Source organism: Klebsiella quasipneumoniae subsp. quasipneumoniae (assembly GCF_020525925.1).
Taxonomy (GTDB): domain Bacteria; phylum Pseudomonadota; class Gammaproteobacteria; order Enterobacterales; family Enterobacteriaceae; genus Klebsiella; species Klebsiella quasipneumoniae.
In genome coordinates, this window is sequence record NZ_CP084876.1 from 2,082,991 (window position 1) to 2,105,405 (window position 22,415).

At 55.0% G+C, this 22,415-nt stretch carries 25 protein-coding genes and 1 other annotated feature; of the genes, 15 read left to right on the forward strand and 10 right to left on the reverse strand.

What is annotated here, in order from left to right:
• Nucleotides 1–11 precede the first annotated feature (11 nt).
• The 3 genes from oppD to LGM20_RS10080 are packed head-to-tail and all read left to right on the forward strand — an operon-like array spanning nucleotide 12 to nucleotide 2,908.
• On the forward strand, nucleotides 12–1,025 hold the full coding sequence (gene oppD / locus LGM20_RS10070) for an ABC transporter ATP-binding protein (protein WP_023290123.1): 1,014 nt from the start codon (nucleotides 12–14) through the stop codon (nucleotides 1,023–1,025).
• Nucleotides 1,022–2,026 (forward strand): murein tripeptide/oligopeptide ABC transporter ATP-binding protein OppF, encoded by a 1,005-nt coding sequence (oppF, locus tag LGM20_RS10075; RefSeq protein ID WP_002910083.1) that lies wholly within the window; start codon nucleotides 1,022–1,024, stop codon nucleotides 2,024–2,026. The genes oppD and oppF overlap by 4 nt, the downstream gene beginning before the upstream one ends.
• Before the next feature lie 54 nt (nucleotides 2,027–2,080).
• Entirely contained in the window at nucleotides 2,081–2,908 is an 828-nt protein-coding gene (locus LGM20_RS10080) for an ion transporter (RefSeq protein WP_044523850.1), read from the forward strand.
• Nucleotides 2,909–2,971: 63 nt separating this feature from the next.
• Here LGM20_RS10080 and LGM20_RS10085 read toward each other — a convergent pair whose 3' ends face one another.
• Together LGM20_RS10085 and cls are read right to left on the reverse strand one after the other, a co-directional pair.
• Nucleotides 2,972–3,301 (reverse strand): HI1450 family dsDNA-mimic protein, encoded by a 330-nt coding sequence (locus LGM20_RS10085; RefSeq protein ID WP_002910079.1) that lies wholly within the window; start codon nucleotides 3,299–3,301, stop codon nucleotides 2,972–2,974.
• Between the two features lie 34 nt (nucleotides 3,302–3,335).
• Nucleotides 3,336–4,796, reverse strand: coding sequence for a cardiolipin synthase (cls, locus tag LGM20_RS10090; protein ID WP_023290121.1), 1,461 nt, complete (start codon nucleotides 4,794–4,796; stop codon nucleotides 3,336–3,338).
• A 143-nt stretch (nucleotides 4,797–4,939) separates the two neighbouring features.
• Between cls and LGM20_RS10095 the strand changes: the two genes are divergently transcribed.
• The gene (locus LGM20_RS10095; RefSeq protein WP_004194006.1) at nucleotides 4,940–5,113 is read left to right on the forward strand and encodes a YciY family protein; all 174 of its coding nucleotides are present in this window, start codon (nucleotides 4,940–4,942) and stop codon (nucleotides 5,111–5,113) included.
• A gap of 277 nt (nucleotides 5,114–5,390) precedes the next feature.
• Here LGM20_RS10095 and LGM20_RS10100 read toward each other — a convergent pair whose 3' ends face one another.
• Together LGM20_RS10100 and LGM20_RS10105 are read right to left on the reverse strand one after the other, a co-directional pair.
• A complete protein-coding gene (locus LGM20_RS10100; RefSeq protein WP_162823525.1) occupies nucleotides 5,391–6,038 on the reverse strand; it encodes a YceI family protein in 648 nt (215 codons plus the stop codon).
• A 685-nt stretch (nucleotides 6,039–6,723) separates the two neighbouring features.
• Nucleotides 6,724–7,020, reverse strand: a complete 297-nt coding sequence (locus LGM20_RS10105; protein ID WP_002910042.1) for a YciI family protein — start codon at nucleotides 7,018–7,020, stop codon at nucleotides 6,724–6,726.
• Nucleotides 7,021–7,230: 210 nt separating this feature from the next.
• Between LGM20_RS10105 and tonB the strand changes: the two genes are divergently transcribed.
• Nucleotides 7,231–7,977 carry a TonB system transport protein TonB gene (gene tonB / locus LGM20_RS10110; RefSeq protein ID WP_032453270.1) on the forward strand — a complete coding sequence of 249 codons (747 nt, stop codon included), beginning with the start codon at nucleotides 7,231–7,233 and terminating at the stop codon, nucleotides 7,975–7,977.
• Between the two features lie 43 nt (nucleotides 7,978–8,020).
• On the opposite strand, the gene LGM20_RS10115 is transcribed toward tonB, so the two are convergent.
• The 3 genes from LGM20_RS10115 to pfkB all read right to left on the reverse strand — a co-directional run bounded on the left by LGM20_RS10115 (nucleotide 8,021) and on the right by pfkB (nucleotide 10,309).
• Nucleotides 8,021–8,893 carry a fructosamine kinase family protein gene (locus LGM20_RS10115; protein WP_023290117.1) on the reverse strand — a complete coding sequence of 291 codons (873 nt, stop codon included), beginning with the start codon at nucleotides 8,891–8,893 and terminating at the stop codon, nucleotides 8,021–8,023.
• Nucleotides 8,894–8,998: 105 nt separating this feature from the next.
• Nucleotides 8,999–9,283, reverse strand: a complete 285-nt coding sequence (gene ghoS / locus LGM20_RS10120; RefSeq protein ID WP_023290116.1) for a type V toxin-antitoxin system endoribonuclease antitoxin GhoS — start codon at nucleotides 9,281–9,283, stop codon at nucleotides 8,999–9,001.
• 93 nt (nucleotides 9,284–9,376) lie between these two features.
• Nucleotides 9,377–10,309, reverse strand: coding sequence for a 6-phosphofructokinase II (pfkB, locus tag LGM20_RS10125; protein ID WP_023290115.1), 933 nt, complete (start codon nucleotides 10,307–10,309; stop codon nucleotides 9,377–9,379).
• Between the two features lie 355 nt (nucleotides 10,310–10,664).
• On the opposite strand from pfkB, the gene LGM20_RS10130 reads away from it, so the two are divergent.
• The 10 genes from LGM20_RS10130 to ihfA all read left to right on the forward strand — a co-directional run bounded on the left by LGM20_RS10130 (nucleotide 10,665) and on the right by ihfA (nucleotide 19,526).
• Nucleotides 10,665–11,423, forward strand: a complete 759-nt coding sequence (locus tag LGM20_RS10130) for a DUF481 domain-containing protein (protein ID WP_004203142.1) — start codon at nucleotides 10,665–10,667, stop codon at nucleotides 11,421–11,423.
• Nucleotides 11,424–11,692: 269 nt separating this feature from the next.
• Complete coding sequence (locus LGM20_RS10135) at nucleotides 11,693–11,926, forward strand: YdgH/BhsA/McbA family protein (protein ID WP_023290114.1); 234 nt, start codon at nucleotides 11,693–11,695, stop codon at nucleotides 11,924–11,926.
• A 431-nt stretch (nucleotides 11,927–12,357) separates the two neighbouring features.
• Complete coding sequence (thrS, locus tag LGM20_RS10140; protein ID WP_017900777.1) at nucleotides 12,358–14,286, forward strand: threonine--tRNA ligase; 1,929 nt, start codon at nucleotides 12,358–12,360, stop codon at nucleotides 14,284–14,286.
• A gap of 3 nt (nucleotides 14,287–14,289) precedes the next feature.
• Nucleotides 14,290–14,832: a translation initiation factor IF-3 gene (gene infC / locus LGM20_RS10145; protein ID WP_004189469.1), complete on the forward strand. Its 543-nt coding sequence runs from the start codon at nucleotides 14,290–14,292 to the stop codon at nucleotides 14,830–14,832.
• A gap of 92 nt (nucleotides 14,833–14,924) precedes the next feature.
• Nucleotides 14,925–15,122, forward strand: coding sequence for a 50S ribosomal protein L35 (rpmI, locus tag LGM20_RS10150; RefSeq protein ID WP_001124225.1), 198 nt, complete (start codon nucleotides 14,925–14,927; stop codon nucleotides 15,120–15,122).
• A 50-nt stretch (nucleotides 15,123–15,172) separates the two neighbouring features.
• Complete coding sequence (gene rplT / locus LGM20_RS10155) at nucleotides 15,173–15,529, forward strand: 50S ribosomal protein L20 (RefSeq protein WP_000124850.1); 357 nt, start codon at nucleotides 15,173–15,175, stop codon at nucleotides 15,527–15,529.
• A gap of 118 nt (nucleotides 15,530–15,647) precedes the next feature.
• Nucleotides 15,648–15,772: a sequence feature (Phe leader region), on the forward strand.
• A complete protein-coding gene (gene pheM, locus LGM20_RS10160; protein ID WP_001386830.1) occupies nucleotides 15,653–15,697 on the forward strand; it encodes a pheST operon leader peptide PheM in 45 nt (14 codons plus the stop codon). (Overlaps the previous feature by 45 nt.)
• 63 nt (nucleotides 15,773–15,835) lie before the next feature.
• Nucleotides 15,836–16,819, forward strand: coding sequence for a phenylalanine--tRNA ligase subunit alpha (gene pheS / locus LGM20_RS10165; protein ID WP_002909105.1), 984 nt, complete (start codon nucleotides 15,836–15,838; stop codon nucleotides 16,817–16,819).
• A 15-nt stretch (nucleotides 16,820–16,834) separates the two neighbouring features.
• Nucleotides 16,835–19,222 carry a phenylalanine--tRNA ligase subunit beta gene (pheT, locus tag LGM20_RS10170; protein ID WP_044523843.1) on the forward strand — a complete coding sequence of 796 codons (2,388 nt, stop codon included), beginning with the start codon at nucleotides 16,835–16,837 and terminating at the stop codon, nucleotides 19,220–19,222.
• 4 nt (nucleotides 19,223–19,226) lie between these two features.
• A complete protein-coding gene (gene ihfA, locus LGM20_RS10175) occupies nucleotides 19,227–19,526 on the forward strand; it encodes an integration host factor subunit alpha (RefSeq protein ID WP_002909098.1) in 300 nt (99 codons plus the stop codon).
• 52 nt (nucleotides 19,527–19,578) lie between these two features.
• Here ihfA and LGM20_RS10180 read toward each other — a convergent pair whose 3' ends face one another.
• From LGM20_RS10180 to LGM20_RS10190, 3 genes are read right to left on the reverse strand one after another with little or no spacing between them, the layout of a single operon-like run.
• The gene (locus LGM20_RS10180) at nucleotides 19,579–19,932 is read right to left on the reverse strand and encodes a RidA family protein (protein ID WP_072413342.1); all 354 of its coding nucleotides are present in this window, start codon (nucleotides 19,930–19,932) and stop codon (nucleotides 19,579–19,581) included.
• Entirely contained in the window at nucleotides 19,929–21,182 is a 1,254-nt protein-coding gene (locus LGM20_RS10185) for a D-amino acid dehydrogenase (protein WP_044523840.1), read from the reverse strand. The genes LGM20_RS10180 and LGM20_RS10185 overlap by 4 nt, the downstream gene beginning before the upstream one ends.
• Nucleotides 21,183–21,231: 49 nt before the next feature.
• Complete coding sequence (locus LGM20_RS10190) at nucleotides 21,232–22,146, reverse strand: HTH-type transcriptional regulator AdmX (RefSeq protein WP_023290110.1); 915 nt, start codon at nucleotides 22,144–22,146, stop codon at nucleotides 21,232–21,234.
• Between the last annotated feature and the right edge of the window lie 269 nt (nucleotides 22,147–22,415).

Genomic DNA, 22,415 nt, shown 5'->3' on the forward strand with positions numbered 1-22,415 from the left:
GGAGCGCTGCCATGACCATGATTGAAACGGCAAAAGCGCCGCAAGCGCAGAGCCACAGCGGCCTGCTGCTGGACGTGAAAGATCTTCGCGTCACCTTTAAAACGCCGGATGGCGATGTCACCGCCGTCAATGATCTGAACTTCACCCTGCAGGCGGGGGAGACGCTCGGTATTGTCGGGGAGTCCGGCTCCGGTAAATCGCAGACCGCCTTCGCCCTGATGGGACTGCTGGCGGCCAACGGCCGAATCGGGGGTTCCGCCACCTTTAACGGTCGGCAAATCCTCAATTTGCCCGAGCGTGAGCTGAACAAACTGCGCGCCGAGCAAATCTCGATGATTTTCCAGGATCCGATGACCTCTCTGAACCCGTATATGCGGGTGGGCGAGCAGTTAATGGAAGTCCTGATGCTGCATAAAGGGCTGAGCAAAGCCGAAGCGTTTGAAGAATCGGTGAAGATGCTCGACGCGGTAAAAATGCCGGAAGCGCGCAAGCGCATGAAGATGTTCCCACACGAGTTTTCCGGCGGGATGCGCCAGCGCGTGATGATTGCCATGGCGCTGCTCTGCCGGCCCCGGCTGCTGATTGCCGATGAGCCGACCACCGCCCTGGACGTCACCGTGCAGGCGCAGATCATGACGTTACTGAATGAGCTGAAACGCGAATTTAATACGGCCATCATTATGATCACCCATGACCTCGGAGTGGTGGCGGGGATCTGCGATAAAGTGCTGGTGATGTATGCGGGCCGCACCATGGAGTACGGTCAGGCGCGCGATGTCTTCTATCAGCCGTCTCACCCTTACTCTATTGGGCTGTTGAATGCGGTTCCTCGTCTGGATGCCGAAGGCGATGCGTTGTTGACCATTCCGGGCAACCCGCCAAACCTGCTGCGTTTGCCGAAGGGCTGCCCATTCCAGCCGCGCTGTCCGCACGCAATGGAACAGTGCAGCAGCGCGCCGCCGCTGGAGTCGTTCGCGCCAGGCCGCCTGCGCGCCTGCTTTAAACCGGTGGGGGAGCTGCTATGAACGCCGTAACTGAACAACGAAAAGTCCTGCTCGAAATTGCCGACCTGAAGGTGCATTTCGATATTAAAGATGGCAAACAGTGGTTCTGGCAGCCGTCGAAAACGCTGAAAGCCGTAGATGGCGTGACGCTGCGTCTCTATGAAGGTGAGACCCTCGGCGTGGTGGGGGAGTCCGGCTGCGGTAAATCGACTTTCGCCCGTGCCATTATTGGTCTGGTGAAGGCTACCGATGGCAAAGTGGCCTGGCTGGGTAAAGATCTGCTGGGCATGAAGCAGGAAGAGTGGCGCGACGTGCGCAGCGATATCCAGATGATCTTCCAGGATCCGCTGGCCTCGCTGAACCCGCGTATGACCATCGGAGAAATCATCGCTGAGCCATTGCGTACCTATCATCCGAAGATGCCGCGTCAGGAAGTGCGCGATCGCGTGAAGGCGATGATGATGAAAGTCGGGCTGCTGCCTAACCTGATCAACCGCTATCCGCACGAGTTCTCTGGCGGTCAGTGTCAGCGCATCGGCATTGCGCGGGCGCTGATCCTCGAGCCGAAGCTGATTATCTGCGATGAGCCGGTGTCCGCGCTTGATGTGTCCATCCAGGCTCAGGTGGTCAACTTGCTGCAGCAGCTGCAGCGTGAAATGGGACTGTCGCTGATATTTATCGCCCACGATCTGGCGGTGGTTAAGCACATCTCCGATCGCGTACTGGTGATGTATCTGGGCCATGCGGTGGAGCTGGGAACCTACGATGAGGTGTACCATAATCCGCTACACCCCTATACCAAAGCGCTGATGTCGGCGGTGCCGATCCCCGATCCGGACCTCGAAAAAACGAAAACCATCCAGCTGCTGGAGGGCGAATTACCCTCGCCGATTAATCCGCCGTCGGGCTGTGTCTTCCGCACCCGCTGTCCGCTCGCCGGACCGGAGTGCGCCAAAACCCGCCCGGTGCTGGAGGGCAGTTTCCGCCATGCGGTTTCCTGCCTTAAGGTAGACCCGTTATAATCTCAGGGGCTGACGCAGGTCAGCCCTTTTTTTTGCGAGGTTAACGAAGTGGGTATGCTTTCTGCCGCTCGCCTGCGGCTTTATCATTTGCTTTTCGATCAAAACCGACGTTCCGGCCGCCGCTTCGAAGGGCTGTGCGGACTTTTCGCCTTGCTCAGCGTGGTGGTGATATTTGTCGAATCGGGGCTGGGCACGCAATATCATCTGACATTAGATGAATGGCATTTATTCGTCTGGCTGGAGCTGATGGTGACCGCGGTCTTTACCCTGGAGTATCTGCTGCGTATTGCGACATGGCCCAATCCGCTCCACTACATTTTCAGCTTCTGGGGGTTTATTGACTTAGCGACCATCCTGCCGCTATACGTGATGTGGCTGTGGCCGGAAATTAGCCTCAATTATGTCTTTGCCTGGCGGGCAATGCGGGCGATCCGCGCGTTGCGTATTCTCAAACTGTTGCGCTTTATGCCTTCGCTCAATGTGTTCTGGCGGGCGATTGTCAGCGCTCGCCATCAACTGATCCTGTTCTATTCGTTTATCGCCATTGTGATGGTGATTTTCGGCTCGTTAATGTACCTGATAGAAGGGCCAGAGTATGGTTTTACCACGCTCAACGCTTCGGTCTATTGGGCCATTGTGACCATCACCACCGTCGGCTACGGGGATATTACGCCGCACACGCCGCTGGGCCGCATCCTGGCCTCCATTCTCATCCTGATCGGCTACTCCATTATTGCCATTCCGACCGGGCTTATCACCACCCATATGACCAGCGCCCTGAACCGGCGGCGCCAGCAGCGGGTATGCCCGCAGTGCCAGCAGGGCGGCCATGACGATAACGCCCGGTTTTGCCACGCCTGCGGTCATGTCTTACCGAAGTAAACCCTCGGCATAAAAAAAGCCTGCCGGGTGGAACGCGGCAGGCTTTTCACTGGCGGGTCAGCGTTATTCACGCCACAGAATATGACACAGCTTGTGATCTTTCTCGCGGCACAGCAGCACGCGGGCGAAGATATCATTGATTTCCCCGCCGTCGGTATCCGCCAGGCCAATCACCACTTCGGCGAAGAAATCCGGGTTCAGATCGTAATCCACATGCTCTTCCCAGTCTGCGGATGGGTCGAACAGCTCGGCGCCGCCGCGCTCCTCAAACTGCAGGTTAAACAGAATGATGTCCGCCGGGTCGAGGTTATCGGCCGCCAGTTCGAGGAAGATGTCGTATGCCTGCTCAAGCGTTTCGTCTTCGGTCAGGCGGTTGTTTAAATCCATATCCATGATTGCTACTCATTCGGTATCTGATGGGCACGTTTTACAGCAACGGGCTGAAGAAGTAAAACAGTCGCTCGGCGATCCGCTGCCACAGCGGACGTTTTAACCAGAGACGGGCGTCCAGCAGGCGCGAGCGCGAGATATAGTCATCCTGAACCGCCGCCAGATCGCTGCCGAAGCCGGCGTCATCGATGACCAGCGTGATTTCAAAATTGAGCCACAGGCTGCGCATATCCAGATTCACGGTTCCCACCAGGCTCAGTTCGCCATCGACCAGCACGCTCTTGGTATGCAACAGGCCGCCTTCAAACTGGTAAATCTTCACCCCTGCCGCCAGCAGCTCGGTGAAAAAGGCCCGGCTGGCCCAGCCCACCAGCAGCGAATCGTTCTTGCGCGGTAAAATAATACTCACGTCCACGCCGCGCTGGGCGGCGGTACAGATCGCGTGCAGCAGGTCGTCGCTGGGTACGAAGTAGGGCGTGGTCATGATCAAATGCTCTTTCGCCGCGTAGGCGGCGGTGAGCAGCGCTTGATGGATCAGATCTTCCGGAAAGCCCGGACCGGAGGCGATCGTGTGGATGGTATGCCCACTGGCCTCTTCAAACGGCATGATATTGACGTCCGGCGGCGGTGGCAGAATACGCTTTCCGGTCTCGATCTCCCAGTCACAGGAGTAGACGATGCCCATCGAGGTCGCTACCGGGCCTTCCATGCGCGCCATCAGGTCAATCCACTGCCCGACCCCCGAGTCCTGCTTAAAGTAGCGGGGATCGACCAGATTCATGCTGCCGGTGTAGGCGATATAGTTATCGATCATCACCATTTTACGATGCTGACGCAGGTCCATCCGGCGCAGAAACACACGCATCAGATTGACCTTGAGAGCCTCGACCACTTCAATGCCGGCGTTACGCATCATCGCCGCCCATGGGCTACGGAAAAAGGCCACACTGCCCGCGGAGTCGAGCATTAACCGGCAGTGAACCCCGCGACGGGCGGCGGCCATTAGCGATTCGGCGACGCTGTCGGCCATACCGCCTGGCTGCCAGATATAGAAGACCATCTCTATGTTATGGCGAGCCAGTTGAATATCGCGGATCAGGGCCTGCATGACGTCGTCAGATTCGGTCAGCAACTGCAGCTGGTTGCCTTTTACGCCGCCAATACCCTGGCGCCGTTCGCAAAGCTTGAACAGGGACTCGGCCACCGGGCTGTTATCTTCGGCAAAGATATGTTTGCAGGCTTTGAGGTCGTTTAACCATTTGGCCGTGGAAGGCCACATCGCCCTCGCGCGTTCTGCCCGCCGCTTACCAAGATGCAGCTCGCCAAAGGAGAGATAGGCGATGATCCCCACCAGCGGCAGGATATAAATGATCAATAACCATGCCATGGCGGACGGCACAGCGCGGCGTTTCATTAGAATTCGTAATGTTACACCGGCGATCAACAGCCAGTACCCCAGAATGACCAGCCAGTTCACCACCGTGTAAAAGGTTGTCATAGATGTAAAATCCTTTTGAATGACGTTATGTGATGAGTTTACGCATCAGTATTTTTCTGGCAAATAAAAACGCAGCGAAAGCGGTGGTCAGTCGCCGGCAGAGGTTTATAATGGGGGCTGTTTTCACTCGTAGAGTCGTTGCAATGAAGCGTAGTAGAACGGAAGTAGGGCGCTGGCGCATGCTGAGACAGGTGAATCGCCGTAAAGCGCGCTGGCTGGAAGCCCAATCACGCCGCAATATGCGGATCCTCGCTATCAGGAAGGGACTGGTGAAACGGCAGCGTCATGCTCTGCTGTTTATCTTCCCCGACAGTTAAACGAGCAGAACAACGGCACCGAACGCGGTGCCGTTGTCGTTTTCCCGCTCTGCGCGGCATTCCCTTTTAACATCGCCAGATCGCCTATTGAAATATCTATGCGATGCCTGTCAGAGTATGACGGGGGATTATCGACAGAACGCCATTTTCCGCAACAGGTATTCACCGCCGTGTGGAAGTCCGGACAGGGCGTGGGGTCGTCGATCGTTTTTCAATGTCGTGCTCACTATCAGGATACCCACCCTGAATAAAACGCACCGCTTTTGCGGGCGTTAATTTATTTGGCATAGGCTTCCGTGGATAACGTGATAGTCACGTTATCACTCACCGCCGGAACATATTTATCAAGCTTGAAGTCTGAACGTTTTATTACCCCTGAGGCATCAAAACCAATGGCCTGTTTTTTCACCATCGGATGCATATCCTGTTTATTCAGAGTGGCATGCAATACAACCGGTTTGGTGATGCCCTTAATGGTCAGGTTACCTTCAACATCATATTTATTGTCGCCTTTACTTTCCACCCGGGTGCTCTTAAAAGTGGCCTCAGGATACGTGTTGACATCGAAGTACTCTTTGCCTAAAAACTCATCCGTTAACGCTTTGACATGAGTGTCAATGGTTTTGACTGGCAGCGTGACGTGCACAGAGGATTTCTCCGGGTTGTCTTTGTCAAAAGACAATTTCCCTGAAACATCAGAGATATACGCTGTAGGGTTAGAGAAGCCAAAATGGTTCCAGGTAATAACAACGGAAGTATGCTGCGGATCCAGACTATATTCTGTCGCTGCGGCTTGTGACACAGGAATATATAAGGCAAGCAGAGAAAGCAATGCGGTTTTTTTCAGGGTATTCACACAAAAATCCTCATAAGCGTCAGGTACATAAATGGTAGCCCAAAAAAATGCGGCACTTATTGAAAACATTTGTTATTCCCGTTCAAATTTTTTAATCAACCAAGAATCACCCTACAATTACTCTGCGTGAAGTTTACCCGGCGAAATTAATCGACTTTAAAAAATGATCATCTGCAACGTAAATCTGGTTGCGTAGTTTTTAGACGTTCATTCCATATTGATATGTGCCTGTGTCAGCGCACTCCGTTTATTTTCAGACACTTTCAAGCCACCTCGTTTCTGAATACAGTAAGATGGCGATATGGGGTCCCATACCTGCGGAACGGGATATGCATGCTTATTTATTCCAGGCCTTTATATCTGTTGGTCAGCATCTATCTCTCTTTAACGATCTTCTTTCAACTGTATTTTGGATTTACCGGGCGATGTCAGGATGTGCTGGCTTGTAAAGCAAGCGCTAAATCCAATGCAAGACCTCTGTTGCAGACTGATTCAATACATTTACAATTCAAAATCATGCCCGGCGTCGACGTTTAGTCAGCAATTTCTATGGCCGCAGAAGGCGAGGTGAGGGTCGATGATGTCGTCGAAGGAGAAGGGATGTGCTCATCTTCCTGGCGTCTCAGGCGGATAACAGCCAACGCTTGCGTGCGGTTAAAAAGGGCGACATTTTAATGTGATGTAGCAAAATGCGCCCTTTCATCTGATGGCCTGGTGCGTTGTTGCCATTAACCAGAAAAAGAAAAGGGTATTTTCAAAATACCTTCTTATATGGTTTAACAGAGACCTGGCGGTAGACGCCGGCGGCGATATACGGATCGTCATTAGCCCAGGCCTGAGCCGCTTCCAGCGATTCAAACTCAGCGATCACCGTTGAGCCGCTGAATCCGGCTGCGCCCGGTTCGTTGCTGTCAACGGCCGGCATTGGCCCGGCGGTAAGCAGCCGACCTTCATCATGTAAAAGTTGTAGACGCGCAAGATGCGCGGGGCGAACCGAGAGCCGCTTTTCCAGAGAATCGGCGATATCTTCAGCGTAGATAACGTAAAGCACGGCAAAGCTCCTTATCATTAAACAGGCGAATTACGTTAAGTTAAACGACCATGGACTGCAATGCAAAGATGCGCCCCGGCGTCGAATGCCCCGCCGACGCGGCTTTTTTCCGCAAATGGTGGCAAAAATTGACTCAGGTTAAGACGGCTTATTGAATATGATTGCTATTTGCATTTAAAATCGGAGCATCATTTTTCAACAGAAACGACTATGAGCGCAATGACCCTTGATTTACCTCGCCGCTTCCCGTGGCCAACGCTGTTATCCGTGGCTATCCACGGTGCCGTTGTGGCGGGGCTGCTTTATACCTCGGTACATCAGGTTATTGAACAGCCTTCCCCGACGCAGCCGATAGAGATCACGATGGTGGCGCCGGCCGATCTTGAGCCGCCCCCGGCGGCGCAACCCGTCGTGCAGCCCGTTGTTGAACCTGAACCGGAGCCGGAGCCTGAGGTGGTCCCTGAGCCGCCGAAAGAGGCGCCGGTGGTGATCCATAAACCAGAACCTAAGCCGAAGCCCAAACCTAAACCGAAGCCCAGGCCGGAGAAAAAGGTTGAGCAGCCGAAGCGGGACGTCAAACCGGCCGCGGAGCCGCGTCCGGCTTCACCGTTTGAAAACAACAATACGACGCCAGCGCGCACCGCGCCGAGCACCTCCACCGCAGCGGCCAAACCCACCGTCACTGCCCCGAGCGGCCCGCGGGCGATCAGCCGCGTTCAGCCGACCTATCCGGCGCGCGCTCAGGCGCTGCGCATTGAAGGAACGGTGCGGGTGAAGTTTGACGTCACGCCTGATGGCCGAATTGATAATCTGCAGATCCTCTCCGCCCAGCCGGCGAATATGTTTGAGCGCGAGGTGAAAAGCGCGATGCGCAGATGGCGTTACGAGCAGGCAAAACCGGGAACCGGCGTGACGATGACCATTAAATTCCGTCTCAACGGCGTCGAGATTAACTGATAATGCAGGGCGGCGGACCGGGGAGGTCCGCCGTAAACCTTGTCTAACGCGTTTTTTCCATCAAGACATCGTCCAGCGCCTGCTGGACCGTCACCAGGTGCTGGCCACCGAACAATATCGCCCGGTTCAGCAGGGTATAAAGCTGGTAGATCGGCTGACGCTCGAGAAAACCAGCCGGCAGCGGTGAGACGGACTGATAGCCGTCATAGATCTGCGGGGGTTGTTCCGGGTGCATCGGCAGCATAGCTAAATCGCACTCGCGATCGCCCCAGTAGCAGGCCGGGTCGAAGATGTAGGGGCCATCCGGCCCTAAGGCGCAGTTGCCGGACCACAGGTCCCCGTGTAGCAGCGAAGGTTGCGGCTGATGGTTGGCCAGCCGCTGCTGTACCACATCGACTAAGGTATCGATATCGCCAAAGTGCAACCCTTTCTCCGCCGCCAGCTCCAGCTGCCAGCCGATACGCTGCTCGGCGAAGAACACCGACCAGCGACGTTGCCAGGCGTTGGGCTGCGGCGTGGTGGAAAGATCGTTATCAAAATCCAGACCGAACTGCGGCTGATCGCTCCACTGATGCAGGTGGGCTAACTGCTGGCCAAGCAGGAAAGCGTTATGCGCATCCAGCGGGCGGGGAGGGAGGTATTCCATGACCACGAAGCTGTAGTCGCGATCGCTGCCGACGGCAAAGACCTGTGGTACGCGAACAGTTTTGCTTCGCGACAGCAGCTCCAGCTGATCGGCCTCGGCGGTGAAGATAGGCAGGAGTTCCCGTTCGTCGCATTTCACGAAGTAATCTTTGCCGCCGAAACGCAAATGCCAGGCGGAATGGATCTCTCCGCCGGGCAGCTCGGTTTTCAGTTCGATTTCAGCGTCTTCGGTATGCCAATCGCGTAAAAGAGTACTGATTGCTTGCCACATGCTGTCTCTCCCCATGTTTTCCAACATATCATAAGGTTAGCGCATTACTACCGGGTAAACCTGGAACTGACGCACAACTGACGCTTTACGTTGCGCTAAACGCACTTATTGAGCTTTTAACCATTCAGCGAATGTGCTGACGGCGATCTCCGCCGGGCGGCCAAGGGCCGCTTCCGCCAGTCCGGCGCTAAGGGCCTTCACTTCCTCGGCTGCCTGGGCGCTCAGCAGGCCAAAGGTATTGGTGCCCAGCTCATGGGGAGTGCCCTCTTCATCATTGAGCGTCAGTACAAACCCTGCTCGGGTAAAATGGTTGCTGACCTCATTGATCTCCGTTAGCGCCTGTTCGTGGAAGTTCACGCTGACGACCCAGGCGGTAATATCATTGCTCATTTCTACACCCCGTTGTTATGCATGGCCTTTCCAGCATAGACCATCCTGCAAATATCGTGGTTCCCCTCCGCCAGCGCGGAGGGGCAGGGGAGATCAACGCCCGCAGAGATAATCGTAGATTTTTTGCGTATTGGCCTGCGAGCAGAGGCGGGTACCCTGGTTGATGGTCGCGGCGCTACCGGCGGCGACGCCAAAGCGTACCATGTCTTCGAGGCTGGCGTTCTCCGCCAGACGTAAGGTCATGGCGCCCACCATGCTGTCGCCGGCGCCGACGGTGCTCTGGCTTTTCATTGGCGGCGGCACCACCTGAACGCTGCCGCTGGCGTCAACCCCTAACGCCCCCTGCGGACCGAGGGAGACCACCACCCGGCGCACTTTACCGGACTGGATCAACGACTGAGCGGCAAGGCGAACGTCATCGGGCTGGCTCAGATCGCGCTGCACGAGGGCGCTGAGCTCTTTCTGGTTTGGCTTCACTAATTCAATATTGCCGACGTCCAGCGCGGCGGCCAGCGCGTCGCCGGAACTGTCGATAATGCAGCGCAGGCCCTGCTGTTGCGCATGCTTAACCAGCTGCATCAGATTTTCGACGCTGATACCTGGCGGCAGACTGCCGCTGATCACCAGCAGAGAGCCGGGGTCGATGGTCAGGACTTTCTCTTCCAGACGGCGGAATTCATCGTCTGTCAGCGCGGCGCCGGGCATCACAAAGCGATACTGTTCGCCGCTGGCGGCTACGTGAACGTGCAGGTTCTGTCGCGTCCAGTCGCGGGTTTCGACGGTCTCGACCGGCACCTGCTCATCGGCCAGCAGAGCGGCAAGGTGCTCGCCGGTGGCGCCGCCAATAGGGAAAATGGCGGTGGCTTTCCCGCCGAGAAAGGTCACGGCGCGGGCGACGTTGATCCCGCCGCCGCCGGGTTCAAATACCGGCGCGCTGCAGCGGAGTTTCCCTTCCGGGTAGATCTGCGGGGTCTGGGTGGCGCTATCCAGCGAGGGGGCCAGCGTGAGCGTATAAATTTTGGTCATTCCTTCTCCTCCTTAATACGGCGACTGTACTTTATTTAAGCATGGCACGATGATCCAGGGAGGGAAAGTGCTGTCCCTGAGAGATTTGCAAAGAAGCCTGTATTTTCATTATGAAATAAAGATTGTTTCCGGAGCTGTCTTATTCAAAAAACGAAAGAGTAAGTGATTGCTATGTTATTCGTGCTTTTTTATAATTTGCTACCTTTCTTAGGACCTGCACTGCGCGATCCTCGCGAAAGTTTCCGGGACCCACAGGTCTCTTTTATGTTGTACGGACGCTAAATTCAATGAGCCGGCAAAGTGACGCCTGTTCATCATTTGTACTGTCCTAAAAAATGTATTTTAGAGAGTTATAATGAAGCTTTTAAAGACAGTACCCGCAGCGGTCATGCTGGCGGGGGGGCTTTTTGCGTCTGTTGGCGCAATGGCCGATGATTCTGTATTTACCGTCATGGATGACCCTTCCGCTGCCAAAAAACCGTTCGAAGGAGTGGTCAACGCAGGTTACCTGGCGCAGTCCGGCAACACCAAGAACTCCTCAATGACGGCCGATTCCACCCTGACCTGGTATGGCAATACCACCGCCTGGTCGCTGTGGGGCAACGCCAGCAACACCTCGTCCAACGATGAGCGCTCCTCAGAGAAATATGCTGTCGGTGGCCGTAGCCGCTATAACCTGACCGATATGAACTACGTCTTTGGGCAGGGCAGTTGGCTAACCGACCGCTACAACGGCTACCAGCAGCGCGATGTTCTGACGGCGGGCTATGGTCGTCAAATCCTCAACGGACCAGTGCATAGCCTGCGGTTTGAATTTGGTCCTGGCGTCCGCTATGACGAATACACCGACGGGGATACCGACACTCAGCCGCTGGGTTACGCCTCCGGAACCTGGGCCTGGCAGATGACCGACAACGCCAAATTTACTCAAGGGGTATCGGTGTTTGGCGCCGAGGACACCACGGTCAACTCAGAGAGCGCGTTAAACGTGGCGATTAACGCCCACTTTGCGCTGAAAGTGGCGTACAACGTCACCTGGAACTCGGAGCCGCCTGCGTCTGCGCCGGAGCATACCGATCGCCGGACCTCGCTCTCCCTCGGGTATAAGATGTAATATTTTCAGGCCGGGTTTCCCGGCCTGATCGTTTTAGATTTAGCAATAAGTGACATTATTTTTTCTGGCAATTCGTTTTAGTTTTTATAAAAAGAAACGGGCCTCCATCTTTTCTCCATTATTCTCCGTTTGCTGACAAATATTCATTCTATTTGACACGAAAAGCTAAATATTCGACGGACAAATATGTGATCTGGATCTATACTAAGAGTCACTGACCGAATGGCGACATTGTTCGGTCCGTCTTCCGTAATAAGAGAATAAACATCATGAAAAACAGCCAATTTACCATCGCAGCCCTGGCGCTGTGCGTGCTTTCCTTTGGCGCATCAGCCGCCACGCCAGTTCCGCCGTCGGGTAACCAGGACCATACGCAGGTAGGTATCGCCAAAGCAACCGACGTTGAGGCCGGTTCGAATATTGCCCCCGGTTCCCGTAGTACCGGACAATCCATGAGCGATGCCTTTAATGTGCATACGCTGGTAGCAGGCGAGTGGTCTTAATATCGCAGGCTACTGCTTCACGGGCGGACTATTAAGCCGGGTAGAGTGGTACCGGTTTAACGACCCGCGCTAAACATCACGCAGGCAATATCAAGGCGTCTCTTTTAGTTTGTCCGCATAATATCATCCGGCTTCGCTGGTGATTATTTTCGCGTCTTCCTGGCGGATATTCTGCTTTTATCCGCGCGGCTCTTGTTTTCTCCACATTCCGCCATCATTTATGCTATTACGGCTTTAATCACGTACCAATGATGTGTAAACTACTCCCCGGTGTTATCAGCAGGCGGCAGCAGGCGGGAACGATCGCTCCGGTCGTGCTCCTCTTTTCGCAGAGTGAAGCGGGAACTGCGCCTTAACCTGATGATAATGATGATTATATAGTTTTGTATGTGCTCTTTCGTGCGGGGCACCACTGCAAATAAGGACATAAAATGCCTGTAATTACGCTTCCTGATGGCAGCCAACGCCATTTTGATCACGCTGTCAGCCCGATGGACGTCGCGCTGGATATCGGCCCGGGTCTGGCGAAAGCCACCATCGCCGGGCGGGTAAACGGTGAACTGGTAGACGCTTGCGACCCGATTGAAACTGATTCCACCCTCTCTATTATCACGGCTAAAGATGAAGAAGGGCTGGAGATCATTCGTCACTCCTGCGCGCACCTGTTAGGTCATGCCATCAAGCAGCTGTGGCCCAACACCAAAATGGCTATCGGTCCGGTTGTTGATAATGGCTTCTACTATGACGTAGACCTCGACCATACCCTGACTCAGGAAGATATCGACGCGCTCGAAAAACGTATGCATGAGCTCGCCGAGAAAAACTACGATGTCATCAAGAAGAAAGTGAGCTGGCACGAAGCGCGTGAAACCTTCGTGAAGCGCGGCGAAAGCTATAAAGTTTCTATTCTTGACGAAAACATTGCCCATGATGACAAGCCTGGCCTGTATCATCATGAAGAATATATCGATATGTGCCGCGGTCCGCACGTGCCGAACATGCGCTTCTGCCATCACTTCAAGCTGATGAAAACCGCCGGTGCCTACTGGCGCGGCGACAGCAACAATAAAATGTTGCAGCGTATCTACGGCACCGCGTGGGCAGATAAAAAAGCGTTGAATGCTTATCTGCAGCGTCTGGAAGAAGCCGCCAAGCGCGACCACCGTAAAATCGGTAAGCAGCTCGACCTGTATCATATGCAGGAAGAGGCGCCTGGGATGGTGTTCTGGCACAACGACGGCTGGACTATCTTCCGTGAACTGGAAACCTTTGTCCGTTCGAAACTGAAAGAGTATCAGTACCAGGAAGTCAAAGGTCCGTTCATGATGGACCGTGTGCTGTGGGAAAAAACCGGCCATTGGGACAACTACAAAGATGCGATGTTCACCACCTCTTCTGAGAACCGTGAATACTGCATTAAGCCGATGAACTGCCCGGGCCACGTGCAGATCTTCAACCAGGGGCTGAAATCCTACCGCGATCTGCCGCTGCGTATGGCGGAGTTTGGTAGCTGCCACCGTAACGAACCATCAGGCGCGCTGCACGGTCTGATGCGCGTTCGCGGCTTTACCCAGGATGATGCGCATATCTTCTGTACTGAAGATCAGGTTCGCGATGAAGTGAACGCCTGTATTCGTATGGTTTATGATATGTACAGCACCTTTGGCTTCGAGAAGATCGTCGTCAAACTGTCGACTCGCCCGGAAAAACGTATCGGCAGCGACGAGACCTGGGATCGCGCGGAAGCGGATCTGGCGGTGGCGCTGGAAGAAAATAATATCCCATTTGAATATCAACTGGGTGAAGGGGCGTTCTACGGCCCGAAAATTGAATTTACCCTGTATGACTGTCTCGATCGTGCATGGCAGTGCGGTACGGTACAGCTGGACTTCTCTCTGCCGCAGCGTTTAAGCGCCTCCTATGTGGGCGAAAACAACGAGCGTCAGGTGCCGGTCATGATCCACCGTGCGATTCTCGGTTCTCTGGAGCGCTTCATTGGCATCCTGACCGAAGAGTTCGCTGGCTTCTTCCCAACCTGGATTGCACCAGTGCAGGTGGTGGTCATGAATATCACCGATTCTCAGGCTGAATACGTTAACGAATTGACGCGTAAACTACAAAATGCGGGCATTCGTGTAAAAGCAGACTTGAGAAATGAGAAGATTGGCTTTAAAATCCGCGAGCACACTTTACGTCGTGTCCCGTATATGTTGGTCTGTGGCGACAAAGAAGTCGAAGCCGGCAAAGTGGCCGTGCGCACCCGTCGCGGGAAAGACCTCGGCAGCATGGACGTAAATGAAGTGATCGAGAAGCTGCAACAAGAGATTCGCAGCCGCAGTCTTCAACAACTGGAGGAATAAGGTATTAAAGGCGGAAAACGAGTTCAAACGGCACGTCCGAATCGTATCAATGGCGAGATTCGCGCCCAGGAAGTTCGCTTAACAGGTCTGGAAGGTGAGCAGCTGGGTATTGTGAGTCTGAGAGAAGCTATCGAAAAGGCTGAAGAGGCTGGAGTAGATTTAGTTGAAATCAGCCCTAACGCCGAGCCGCCAGTTTGTCGTATCATGGACTACGGCAAGTTCCTTTATGAAAAGAGTAAGTCTTCTAAGGAACAGAAGAAGAAGCAGAAAGTTATCCAGGTTAAGGAAATTAAATTCCGCCCTGGTACTGATGAAGGTGACTATCAGGTAAAACTCCGCAGCCTGATTCGCTTTCTCGAAGATGGCGATAAGGCCAAAATCACGCTGCGTTTCCGCGGTCGTGAGATGGCCCACCAGCAGATCGGTATGGAAGTGCTTAACCGCGTGAAAGACGATCTGGTTGAACTGGCAGTAGTCGAATCCTTCCCAACGAAGATCGAAGGCCGCCAGATGATCATGGTGCTCGCTCCTAAGAAGAAACAGTAAGGCCATCAAGAAACATTTCCGGTGGGCTTCGGCTCACTGGTTTTGTTCGCCTTTGTTTCGTTTATTAACAATGCGAAGTGGAAGTTATTAAAATGCCAAAAATTAAGACCGTACGCGGTGCTGCTAAGCGCTTCAAAAAAACCGGTAAAGGTGGTTTTAAGCACAAGCACGCTAACCTGCGTCACATTCTGACTAAAAAAGCTACCAAGCGTAAACGTCACCTGCGTCCGAAAGCCATGGTTTCCAAAGGCGATCTGGGCCTGGTTATCGCGTGCCTGCCGTACGCATAAGTCGTTAACGTTTAACTTTTTTAACTTAGAATAGATACAGGAGAGCACACATGGCTCGCGTAAAACGTGGTGTAATTGCACGTGCACGTCACAAGAAAATTTTGAAACAAGCTAAAGGCTACTACGGTGCGCGTTCTCGCGTATACCGCGTTGCCTTCCAGGCTGTTATCAAAGCTGGTCAGTACGCTTACCGTGACCGTCGTCAACGTAAACGTCAGTTCCGTCAACTGTGGATTGCACGTATCAACGCAGCAGCACGTCAGAACGGTATTTCTTACAGCAAATTCATCAATGGCCTGAAAAAAGCCTCTGTTGAAATCGACCGTAAGATCCTGGCTGACATCGCCGTATTCGACAAAGTAGCGTTCACCGCTCTGGTCGAAAAAGCGAAAGCAGCTCTGGCATAAGCCAGTTGAAAGAGGGAGCTTGTCTCCCTCTTTTCGTTTCAACACCATCAATACATTGACTTTTATCGGCGCAGGCTTTTCAATACAGGTCTGACGTTTCTTACCAGACAAGGTAATGCAAGCATGAATGCTGCTATTTTCCGCTTCTTTTTTTACTTTAGCACCTGAACTCAGGAGGCTAGCGCGTGAAAGAAGAAACGGAAAACAGCGCCAGAAAGCCTCCCCTGTGGAGGCTTTTTTCGTATATGGATTCGGAATATTAATTTCACTATAACCGGTGTCTGCACCGACATAATGAGGAAAACCATGTCACATCTCGCAGAGCTGGTTGCCAGTGCCAAGGCAGCCATTAACGAGGCATCAGATGTTGCTGCGCTGGACAACGTCCGCGTGGAATACCTGGGTAAGAAAGGGCATCTGACCCTGCAAATGACCACCCTGCGTGAGTTGCCGCCGGAAGAGCGTCCGGCAGCCGGTGCGGTCATCAACGAAGCGAAAGAGCAGGTACAGCAGGCGCTGAACGCGCGCAAAGCCGAACTGGAAGGCGCGGCGCTGAATGCTCGTCTGGCTGCAGAGACCATCGACGTCTCGCTGCCGGGTCGCCGCATTGAGAATGGCGGTCTGCATCCGGTCACCCGCACCATCGACCGTATTGAAAGTTTCTTCGGTGAGCTCGGCTTTACCGTGGCGACGGGCCCGGAAATCGAAGATGATTACCACAACTTCGATGCGCTGAATATCCCGGGCCACCATCCGGCGCGCGCTGACCACGACACTTTCTGGTTCGATGCCACTCGCCTGCTGCGCACCCAGACCTCCGGCGTGCAGATCCGCACCATGGAAAACCAGCAGCCGCCCATCCGTATTATCGCGCCGGGCCGCGTCTATCGTAACGACTACGATCAGACCCACACCCCGATGTTCCATCAGATGGAGGGTCTGATCGTTGATAAAAACATCAGCTTCACCAATCTGAAAGGAACCCTGCACGATTTCCTGAACAACTTCTTTGAAGAAGATCTGCAGGTACGCTTCCGTCCGTCCTACTTCCCGTTCACCGAGCCGTCCGCGGAAGTTGACGTGATGGGTAAAAACGGCAAATGGCTGGAAGTGCTGGGCTGCGGGATGGTGCACCCGAACGTGCTGCGCAACGTGGGTATCGATCCGGAAGTGTACTCCGGCTTCGCCTTCGGCATGGGCATGGAGCGTCTGACCATGCTGCGCTATGGCGTCACCGATCTGCGCGCGTTCTTCGAAAACGATCTGCGTTTCCTCAAACAGTTTAAATAAGGGCAGGACAGAACAATGAAATTCAGTGAACTGTGGTTACGCGAGTGGGTTAACCCGGCGATCGACAGCGAAGCGCTTTCCGATCAGATCACCATGGCGGGCCTCGAAGTGGACGGCGTTGAGCCGGTTGCCGGCAGCTTCAACGGCGTCGTTGTCGGTGAAGTAGTGGAGTGCGGTCAGCACCCGAACGCCGACAAACTGCGCGTCACCAAAGTCAACGTCGGCGGCGAACGCCTGCTGGACATCGTCTGCGGCGCGCCAAACTGTCGTCAGGGGCTGAAAGTCGCCGTGGCGACCATCGGCGCCGTGCTGCCGGGCGATTTTAAAATCAAAGCGGCAAAGCTGCGCGGCGAGCCGTCAGAGGGGATGCTGTGCTCCTTCTCCGAGCTGGGCATTTCCGATGATCATAGCGGAATTATCGAGCTGCCGGCGGATGCGCCGATCGGTACCGATATTCGCGAATATCTGAAGCTTGACGATAACACCATCGAAATCAGCGTCACCCCGAACCGCGCCGACTGCCTGGGCATCATCGGCGTCGCGCGCGATGTGGCCGTGCTGAACAAGGCGCCGCTGAACGCGCCGGAAATCACCCCGGTAGCCGCCACCATTAACGATGTGCTGCCGATTCAGGTTGACGCCCCGCAGGCGTGCCCGCGCTATCTGGGCCGCGTGGTAAAAGGCATCAACGTCAAAGCGCCGACGCCGCTGTGGATGAAAGAGAAACTGCGCCGCTGCGGGATCCGCTCCATCGACGCGGTGGTTGACGTGACCAACTATGTGCTGCTTGAGCTGGGCCAGCCGATGCACGCCTTTGACCGCGACCGTATCGAAGGCGGGATCGTGGTGCGCATGGCGAAAGAGGGTGAAACCCTGGTCCTGCTCGATGGCTCCGAAGCGAAGCTCGACAGCGATACCCTGGTCATTGCTGACCACAACAAAGCGCTGGCAATGGGCGGGATCTTCGGCGGGGAACACTCCGGCGTTAACGACGAAACCCAGAACGTACTGCTGGAGTGTGCCTTCTTCAGCCCGCTGTCCATTACTGGCCGCGCGCGCCGTCACGGCCTGCACACCGATGCCTCTCATCGCTATGAGCGCGGCGTCGATCCGGCACTGCAGTATAAAGCGCTGGAGCGCGCCACGCGTCTGCTGATCGACCTCTGCGGCGGCGAAGCCGGCCCGGTGATCGACGTGACTAACGAAGCGACCCTGCCAAAACGCGCCACCATCACTCTGCGTCGTAGCAAACTGGATCGCCTGATTGGCCACCATATCGACGACGCGCAGGTCACTGATATTCTTCAGCGCCTCGGCTGCGAAGTGACGGTGGGCGAGGGCGAATGGCAGGCGGTGGCCCCTAGCTGGCGTTTCGACATGGAGATCGAAGAGGATCTGGTCGAGGAAGTGGCTCGCGTTTATGGCTACAACAACATTCCTGATGAGCCGGTGCAGGCGGGTCTGATCATGGGTACCCACCGTGAAGCCGACCTGTCGCTGAAGCGCGTGAAAACGCTGCTGAATGACAAAGGCTATCAGGAAGTGATCACCTACAGCTTCGTCGACCCGAAAGTCCAGCAGCTGATCCACGCCGGTGAAGAGGCGCTGATCCTGCCAAGCCCGATCTCCAGCGAAATGTCGGCGATGCGCCTGTCGCTGTGGACTGGCCTGCTGGGGACCGTGGTCTACAACCAGAACCGTCAGCAGAGCCGGGTTCGCATCTTTGAGAGCGGTCTGCGCTTTGTGCCGGACACCAATGCGCCGCTGGGCATTCGTCAGGATGTGATGCTGGCCGGGGCGATCTGCGGCAACCGCTACGAAGAGCACTGGACACTGGCGAAAGAGACGGTCGATTTCTATGATCTGAAAGGCGATCTGGAAGCCGTTCTGGATTTAACCGGAAAATTAGCGGATATCGAATTCCGTGCTGAAGCGACCACCGCGCTGCATCCGGGGCAATCCGCAGCGATTTATCTTAAAGGTGAACGCATTGGTTTCATTGGGGTTGTTCATCCTGAGCTGGAACGTAAACTGGATCTGAACGGTCGCACTCTGGTGTTTGAACTGGAGTGGAACAAGCTCGCAGACCGCGTGGTGCCTCAGGCGCGCGACATTTCCCGCTTCCCGGCGAACCGTCGCGACATCGCGGTGCTGGTCGCGGAAAACGTGGCTGCCGCCGATGTTTTAGCCGAATGTAAGAAAGTTGGCGTAAATCAGGTAGTTGGCGTAAACTTATTTGACGTGTACCGTGGTAAAGGTGTGGCGGAAGGGTATAAGAGCCTTGCGATTAGCCTGATCCTGCAGGATACCAGCCGTACACTCGAAGAAGAGGAGATTGCCGCTACCGTTGCCAGATGTGTAGAGGCATTAAAAGAGCGATTCCAGGCATCATTGAGGGATTGAACCTATGGCGCTTACAAAAGCTGAAATGTCAGAATATCTGTTTGATAAGCTTGGGCTTAGCAAGCGGGATGCCAAAGAACTGGTCGAGTTGTTTTTCGAAGAGATCCGTCGTGCTCTGGAAAACGGAGAACAGGTCAAACTCTCCGGGTTCGGCAACTTCGATTTGCGGGATAAAAACCAACGCCCGGGACGTAACCCGAAGACGGGGGAGGATATTCCCATTACAGCCCGGCGCGTGGTGACCTTCAGACCCGGTCAGAAGCTGAAAAGCCGTGTCGAAAACGCGTCGCCTAAAGACAAATAATCTGAACTAATTAAAAAGGCCGCATTGCGGCCTTTTTCTTTTCTGTCGAATCTTACGCTTTAACGGCGGTGAGCATGATCTCCACCAGGATTTCTGGTCGCGCCATCTCCGCCTGCACGGCCGCGCGCGCCGGGCTATGGCCTTCCGGCATCCACTCCACCCACGCCTCATTGAACGCGGCAAAGTCACGCTCGATATTTTTCAGCCAGATCTGCGCGGAGAGAATGTGCCGCTTATCGCTCCCGGCCACCGCCAGCAGGGCGTCGATTTTTTCCAGCACTTCGCGGGTCTGCAAGGCGATGTCCTCCTCGTTGCTTTTCGGCGTCTGTCCGGAGAGGAACAGCAGATTGCCATACGCAACGCTGGCGGAAAGACGAGGTTGAGGATGATTGCGAATGATTGTCATGCGGTTTGTTTCCATGTGAGACCTTCTAAAGAAATGTCTGGCATCTGATTGTCGATTAACGCGCCCAGCACCACCGCGCTGCCGGCGGCGAGGGTAAAACCGAGGCTGCCCTGGCCGAGATTCATCCACAGGTTGGGGTAGCCGGCGCGTCCAAGTAGCGGTGGCCCGGCTGGCGTTGAGGGGCGCATGCCGGTCCAGGCTTCGGCCTGGTCCAACCCCTCGAGTTCGGGAAAACTGCGGGAGACGATTTTTTTCAGCGCCTGAATGCGGCTCTCGCGCAGTTTGTCGCCGTCGTAGCCGATGTCCACCATCGCCGCGATGCGCAGCTGCTGGCCCAGGCGGGCATAAACGATTTTGTGCCCGTAATCGGTGACGCTGATGTCCGGCGCAATGCCCGCCTGCTGCGGATAGGGAAGGGTCAGACTGTACCCCTTCAGGGCGCAGAGCGGCACGCGAACGCCCATGTGCCCCAGCAGCGGACCGCTGCCGTTGCCGGCGGCGACGACGTACTCATCGCCGGTGATGGTCCCGCGGCTGGTCTCCAGGGCGCTGACGCGTCCGCCGCGCCTGGCGAGCCGCTGCACCTCACAGTGGGTCAGCAGGCTGAAGCGGCTGCTGGCGGTGAGCTTGTCGATCAGCGCAAGGCAAAATTGATGGCAATCCGCCGTTTCATCCCCCGGCGAATAAATTCCGCCCTGCAGCGAAGGGCTGATATGTTTTAGCGCCGGTTCCAGCTGCAGGCAGGCTTCAGCATTCAGCGCCTGCTGATACTGAGGATCTATCCCTTTTGCCGCTTTAGTAAAATCATATTCCCGGCGATGGATAATTAATTTTCCGCTGCGCCGCCAGTGAAAATCGGCAAGATTATCCTCTTCCCGCCACGACTGCATGACCTGCCGGCTGAGCAGCGACAGACGCAATATATGAGCGCCGTTTATTTTATTGGTCTGGCTATTACAGGCGCGCAGGAACTGCAGCAGCCAGCGCCACTGCTGTAAAGAGATATTGAGACGCATATTGAGCGGCGAATCGGCTTTGCCCATCCATTTTATCCCCTGCAGGGGAACGCCGCTGTCGGCAAGGGGGGCGACGTAGCGGTAACTTAATTGTCCGCCGTTGGCAAAACTGGTGGCGCTGGCCGGTTCGCCGTTGCGCTCCAGTAATTGCACCTGATGGCCGCGCTTAATCAGTTCCCAGGCCGTGGCCAGACCGACCACGCCGCCGCCGATAATGACAATGCGTTTGTTCATAACCCGATATATCCACCGCTGTTTAATTTATCGGGTTATGTCAAAGCATTTACCCTGGCGGCGCAATTGACTTTTTATGGTCAGGGTATAACCGCAGGTTAATCTCCTTGAGCTGCTGGCGCAGGCGCTGGCAGAGAAAATCGACGAATTTTTGCGCCATCGGGCTCAGGGAAACGTCGGCCCGACGCAGCAGGCAGAGGTTAATGGCCATCGGCGGCGTAATGGGATGGATCATCTCGGGAGCCAGGTTGTGCTGGGCAGAAAAGATATCGGTAATGCTGCAGCCCATGCCGCGCTTCACGAACTCGGTGGCCATGTAGTAGGTCTGGACATTCAGCCGGGTAGTGGAAAAGTCGCGACGGGTGGCGATGGCGGCGGAGAGCGAGTGCGGCCCCGGCGAGATCCAGCGCTGCTGGTCGATCTGGCTGATATCCACCGCTCCCTGACGATAATGACGGTCGATATAGACCAGCGGCACTTCGGCAATGAGGGTGGTAAGGATCTCTCCCTGCTGCACCGGCTGCAGCGTCAGCGCTAAGTCTATCTCGCGTAAATCCAGTTTTCTGACCAGCGTCTCGGTGTGCTCGGTGGTGAGCGTCATCACCAGGTTGCTGTTTTGCTGATAAAAATCGGTCACCAGCTCCGGCACCAGGCTTAACCCCAGGCTCGGCAGACAGCCTAAGGTGATTTTGGCGCGCGGATCGCGGGCCAGGTTATCGGCCAGCAGGCGCAGGTTATCAAGGTCCTGATAAATAGTCTGCGCTTTTTCGAAAAGTGTGATCGCCTCGCTGGTCGGCAGCAGCTTGCCGCGCACCCGCTGAAACAGGGTAAAGCCCAGCTTCAGTTCGGCGCTTTTTAGCGCTTTGCTGGCCGCTGGCTGGGAGATATTGAGCGATTCCGCCGCCCGTGACAGAGAGCCGCAGGTCATGACGGCATAGAAGATTTCCAGATGACGCAGTTTCATGAACAGTTAACTCAGGGTTATAGCCTACCGATAAAAAGTCATTTTCTACTAACACTAAGTTAACATAAATTTAATCACCAATCAGCGCATTGGTTACATATTGTGCTGCTGGCCCCGCCTGATGGCGGAATAAAACGCTCTCAGAATCGTTTCCTTTGTACCCCACCAGACCCTCAGGCTGCGGCCAATAATGAAAAAGAGGGAGGATATTTTCTGAGCAGGCCCCCATACACCACCTGACCATCATGGTCGGATTGATTGGCATTAAG

What these genes read in the sequence shown, in the direction of transcription:
- LGM20_RS10130 (WP_004203142.1), top strand. Translation starts at nt 10,665, where the DNA reads ATGAAGCTTTTAAAGACAGTACCCGCAGCGGTCATGCTGGCGGGGGGG.
- LGM20_RS10080 (WP_044523850.1), top strand. Translation starts at nt 2,081, where the DNA reads ATGCTTTCTGCCGCTCGCCTGCGGCTTTATCATTTGCTTTTCGATCAA.
- LGM20_RS10115 (WP_023290117.1), bottom strand. Translation starts at nt 8,893, where the DNA reads ATGTGGCAAGCAATCAGTACTCTTTTACGCGATTGGCATACCGAAGAC.
- ghoS (WP_023290116.1), bottom strand. Translation starts at nt 9,283, where the DNA reads ATGAGCAATGATATTACCGCCTGGGTCGTCAGCGTGAACTTCCACGAA.
- rplT (WP_000124850.1), top strand. Translation starts at nt 15,173, where the DNA reads ATGGCTCGCGTAAAACGTGGTGTAATTGCACGTGCACGTCACAAGAAA.
- pfkB (WP_023290115.1), bottom strand. Translation starts at nt 10,309, where the DNA reads ATGACCAAAATTTATACGCTCACGCTGGCCCCCTCGCTGGATAGCGCC.
- LGM20_RS10135 (WP_023290114.1), top strand. Translation starts at nt 11,693, where the DNA reads ATGAAAAACAGCCAATTTACCATCGCAGCCCTGGCGCTGTGCGTGCTT.
- LGM20_RS10190 (WP_023290110.1), bottom strand. Translation starts at nt 22,146, where the DNA reads ATGAAACTGCGTCATCTGGAAATCTTCTATGCCGTCATGACCTGCGGC.
- rpmI (WP_001124225.1), top strand. Translation starts at nt 14,925, where the DNA reads ATGCCAAAAATTAAGACCGTACGCGGTGCTGCTAAGCGCTTCAAAAAA.
- oppF (WP_002910083.1), top strand. Translation starts at nt 1,022, where the DNA reads ATGAACGCCGTAACTGAACAACGAAAAGTCCTGCTCGAAATTGCCGAC.
- LGM20_RS10085 (WP_002910079.1), bottom strand. Translation starts at nt 3,301, where the DNA reads ATGGATATGGATTTAAACAACCGCCTGACCGAAGACGAAACGCTTGAG.
- LGM20_RS10185 (WP_044523840.1), bottom strand. Translation starts at nt 21,182, where the DNA reads ATGAACAAACGCATTGTCATTATCGGCGGCGGCGTGGTCGGTCTGGCC.
- ihfA (WP_002909098.1), top strand. Translation starts at nt 19,227, where the DNA reads ATGGCGCTTACAAAAGCTGAAATGTCAGAATATCTGTTTGATAAGCTT.
- thrS (WP_017900777.1), top strand. Translation starts at nt 12,358, where the DNA reads ATGCCTGTAATTACGCTTCCTGATGGCAGCCAACGCCATTTTGATCAC.
- LGM20_RS10180 (WP_072413342.1), bottom strand. Translation starts at nt 19,932, where the DNA reads ATGACAATCATTCGCAATCATCCTCAACCTCGTCTTTCCGCCAGCGTT.
- pheS (WP_002909105.1), top strand. Translation starts at nt 15,836, where the DNA reads ATGTCACATCTCGCAGAGCTGGTTGCCAGTGCCAAGGCAGCCATTAAC.
- cls (WP_023290121.1), bottom strand. Translation starts at nt 4,796, where the DNA reads ATGACAACCTTTTACACGGTGGTGAACTGGCTGGTCATTCTGGGGTAC.
- LGM20_RS10095 (WP_004194006.1), top strand. Translation starts at nt 4,940, where the DNA reads ATGAAGCGTAGTAGAACGGAAGTAGGGCGCTGGCGCATGCTGAGACAG.
- pheT (WP_044523843.1), top strand. Translation starts at nt 16,835, where the DNA reads ATGAAATTCAGTGAACTGTGGTTACGCGAGTGGGTTAACCCGGCGATC.
- LGM20_RS10100 (WP_162823525.1), bottom strand. Translation starts at nt 6,038, where the DNA reads ATGTTTTCAATAAGTGCCGCATTTTTTTGGGCTACCATTTATGTACCT.
- tonB (WP_032453270.1), top strand. Translation starts at nt 7,231, where the DNA reads ATGAGCGCAATGACCCTTGATTTACCTCGCCGCTTCCCGTGGCCAACG.
- oppD (WP_023290123.1), top strand. Translation starts at nt 12, where the DNA reads ATGACCATGATTGAAACGGCAAAAGCGCCGCAAGCGCAGAGCCACAGC.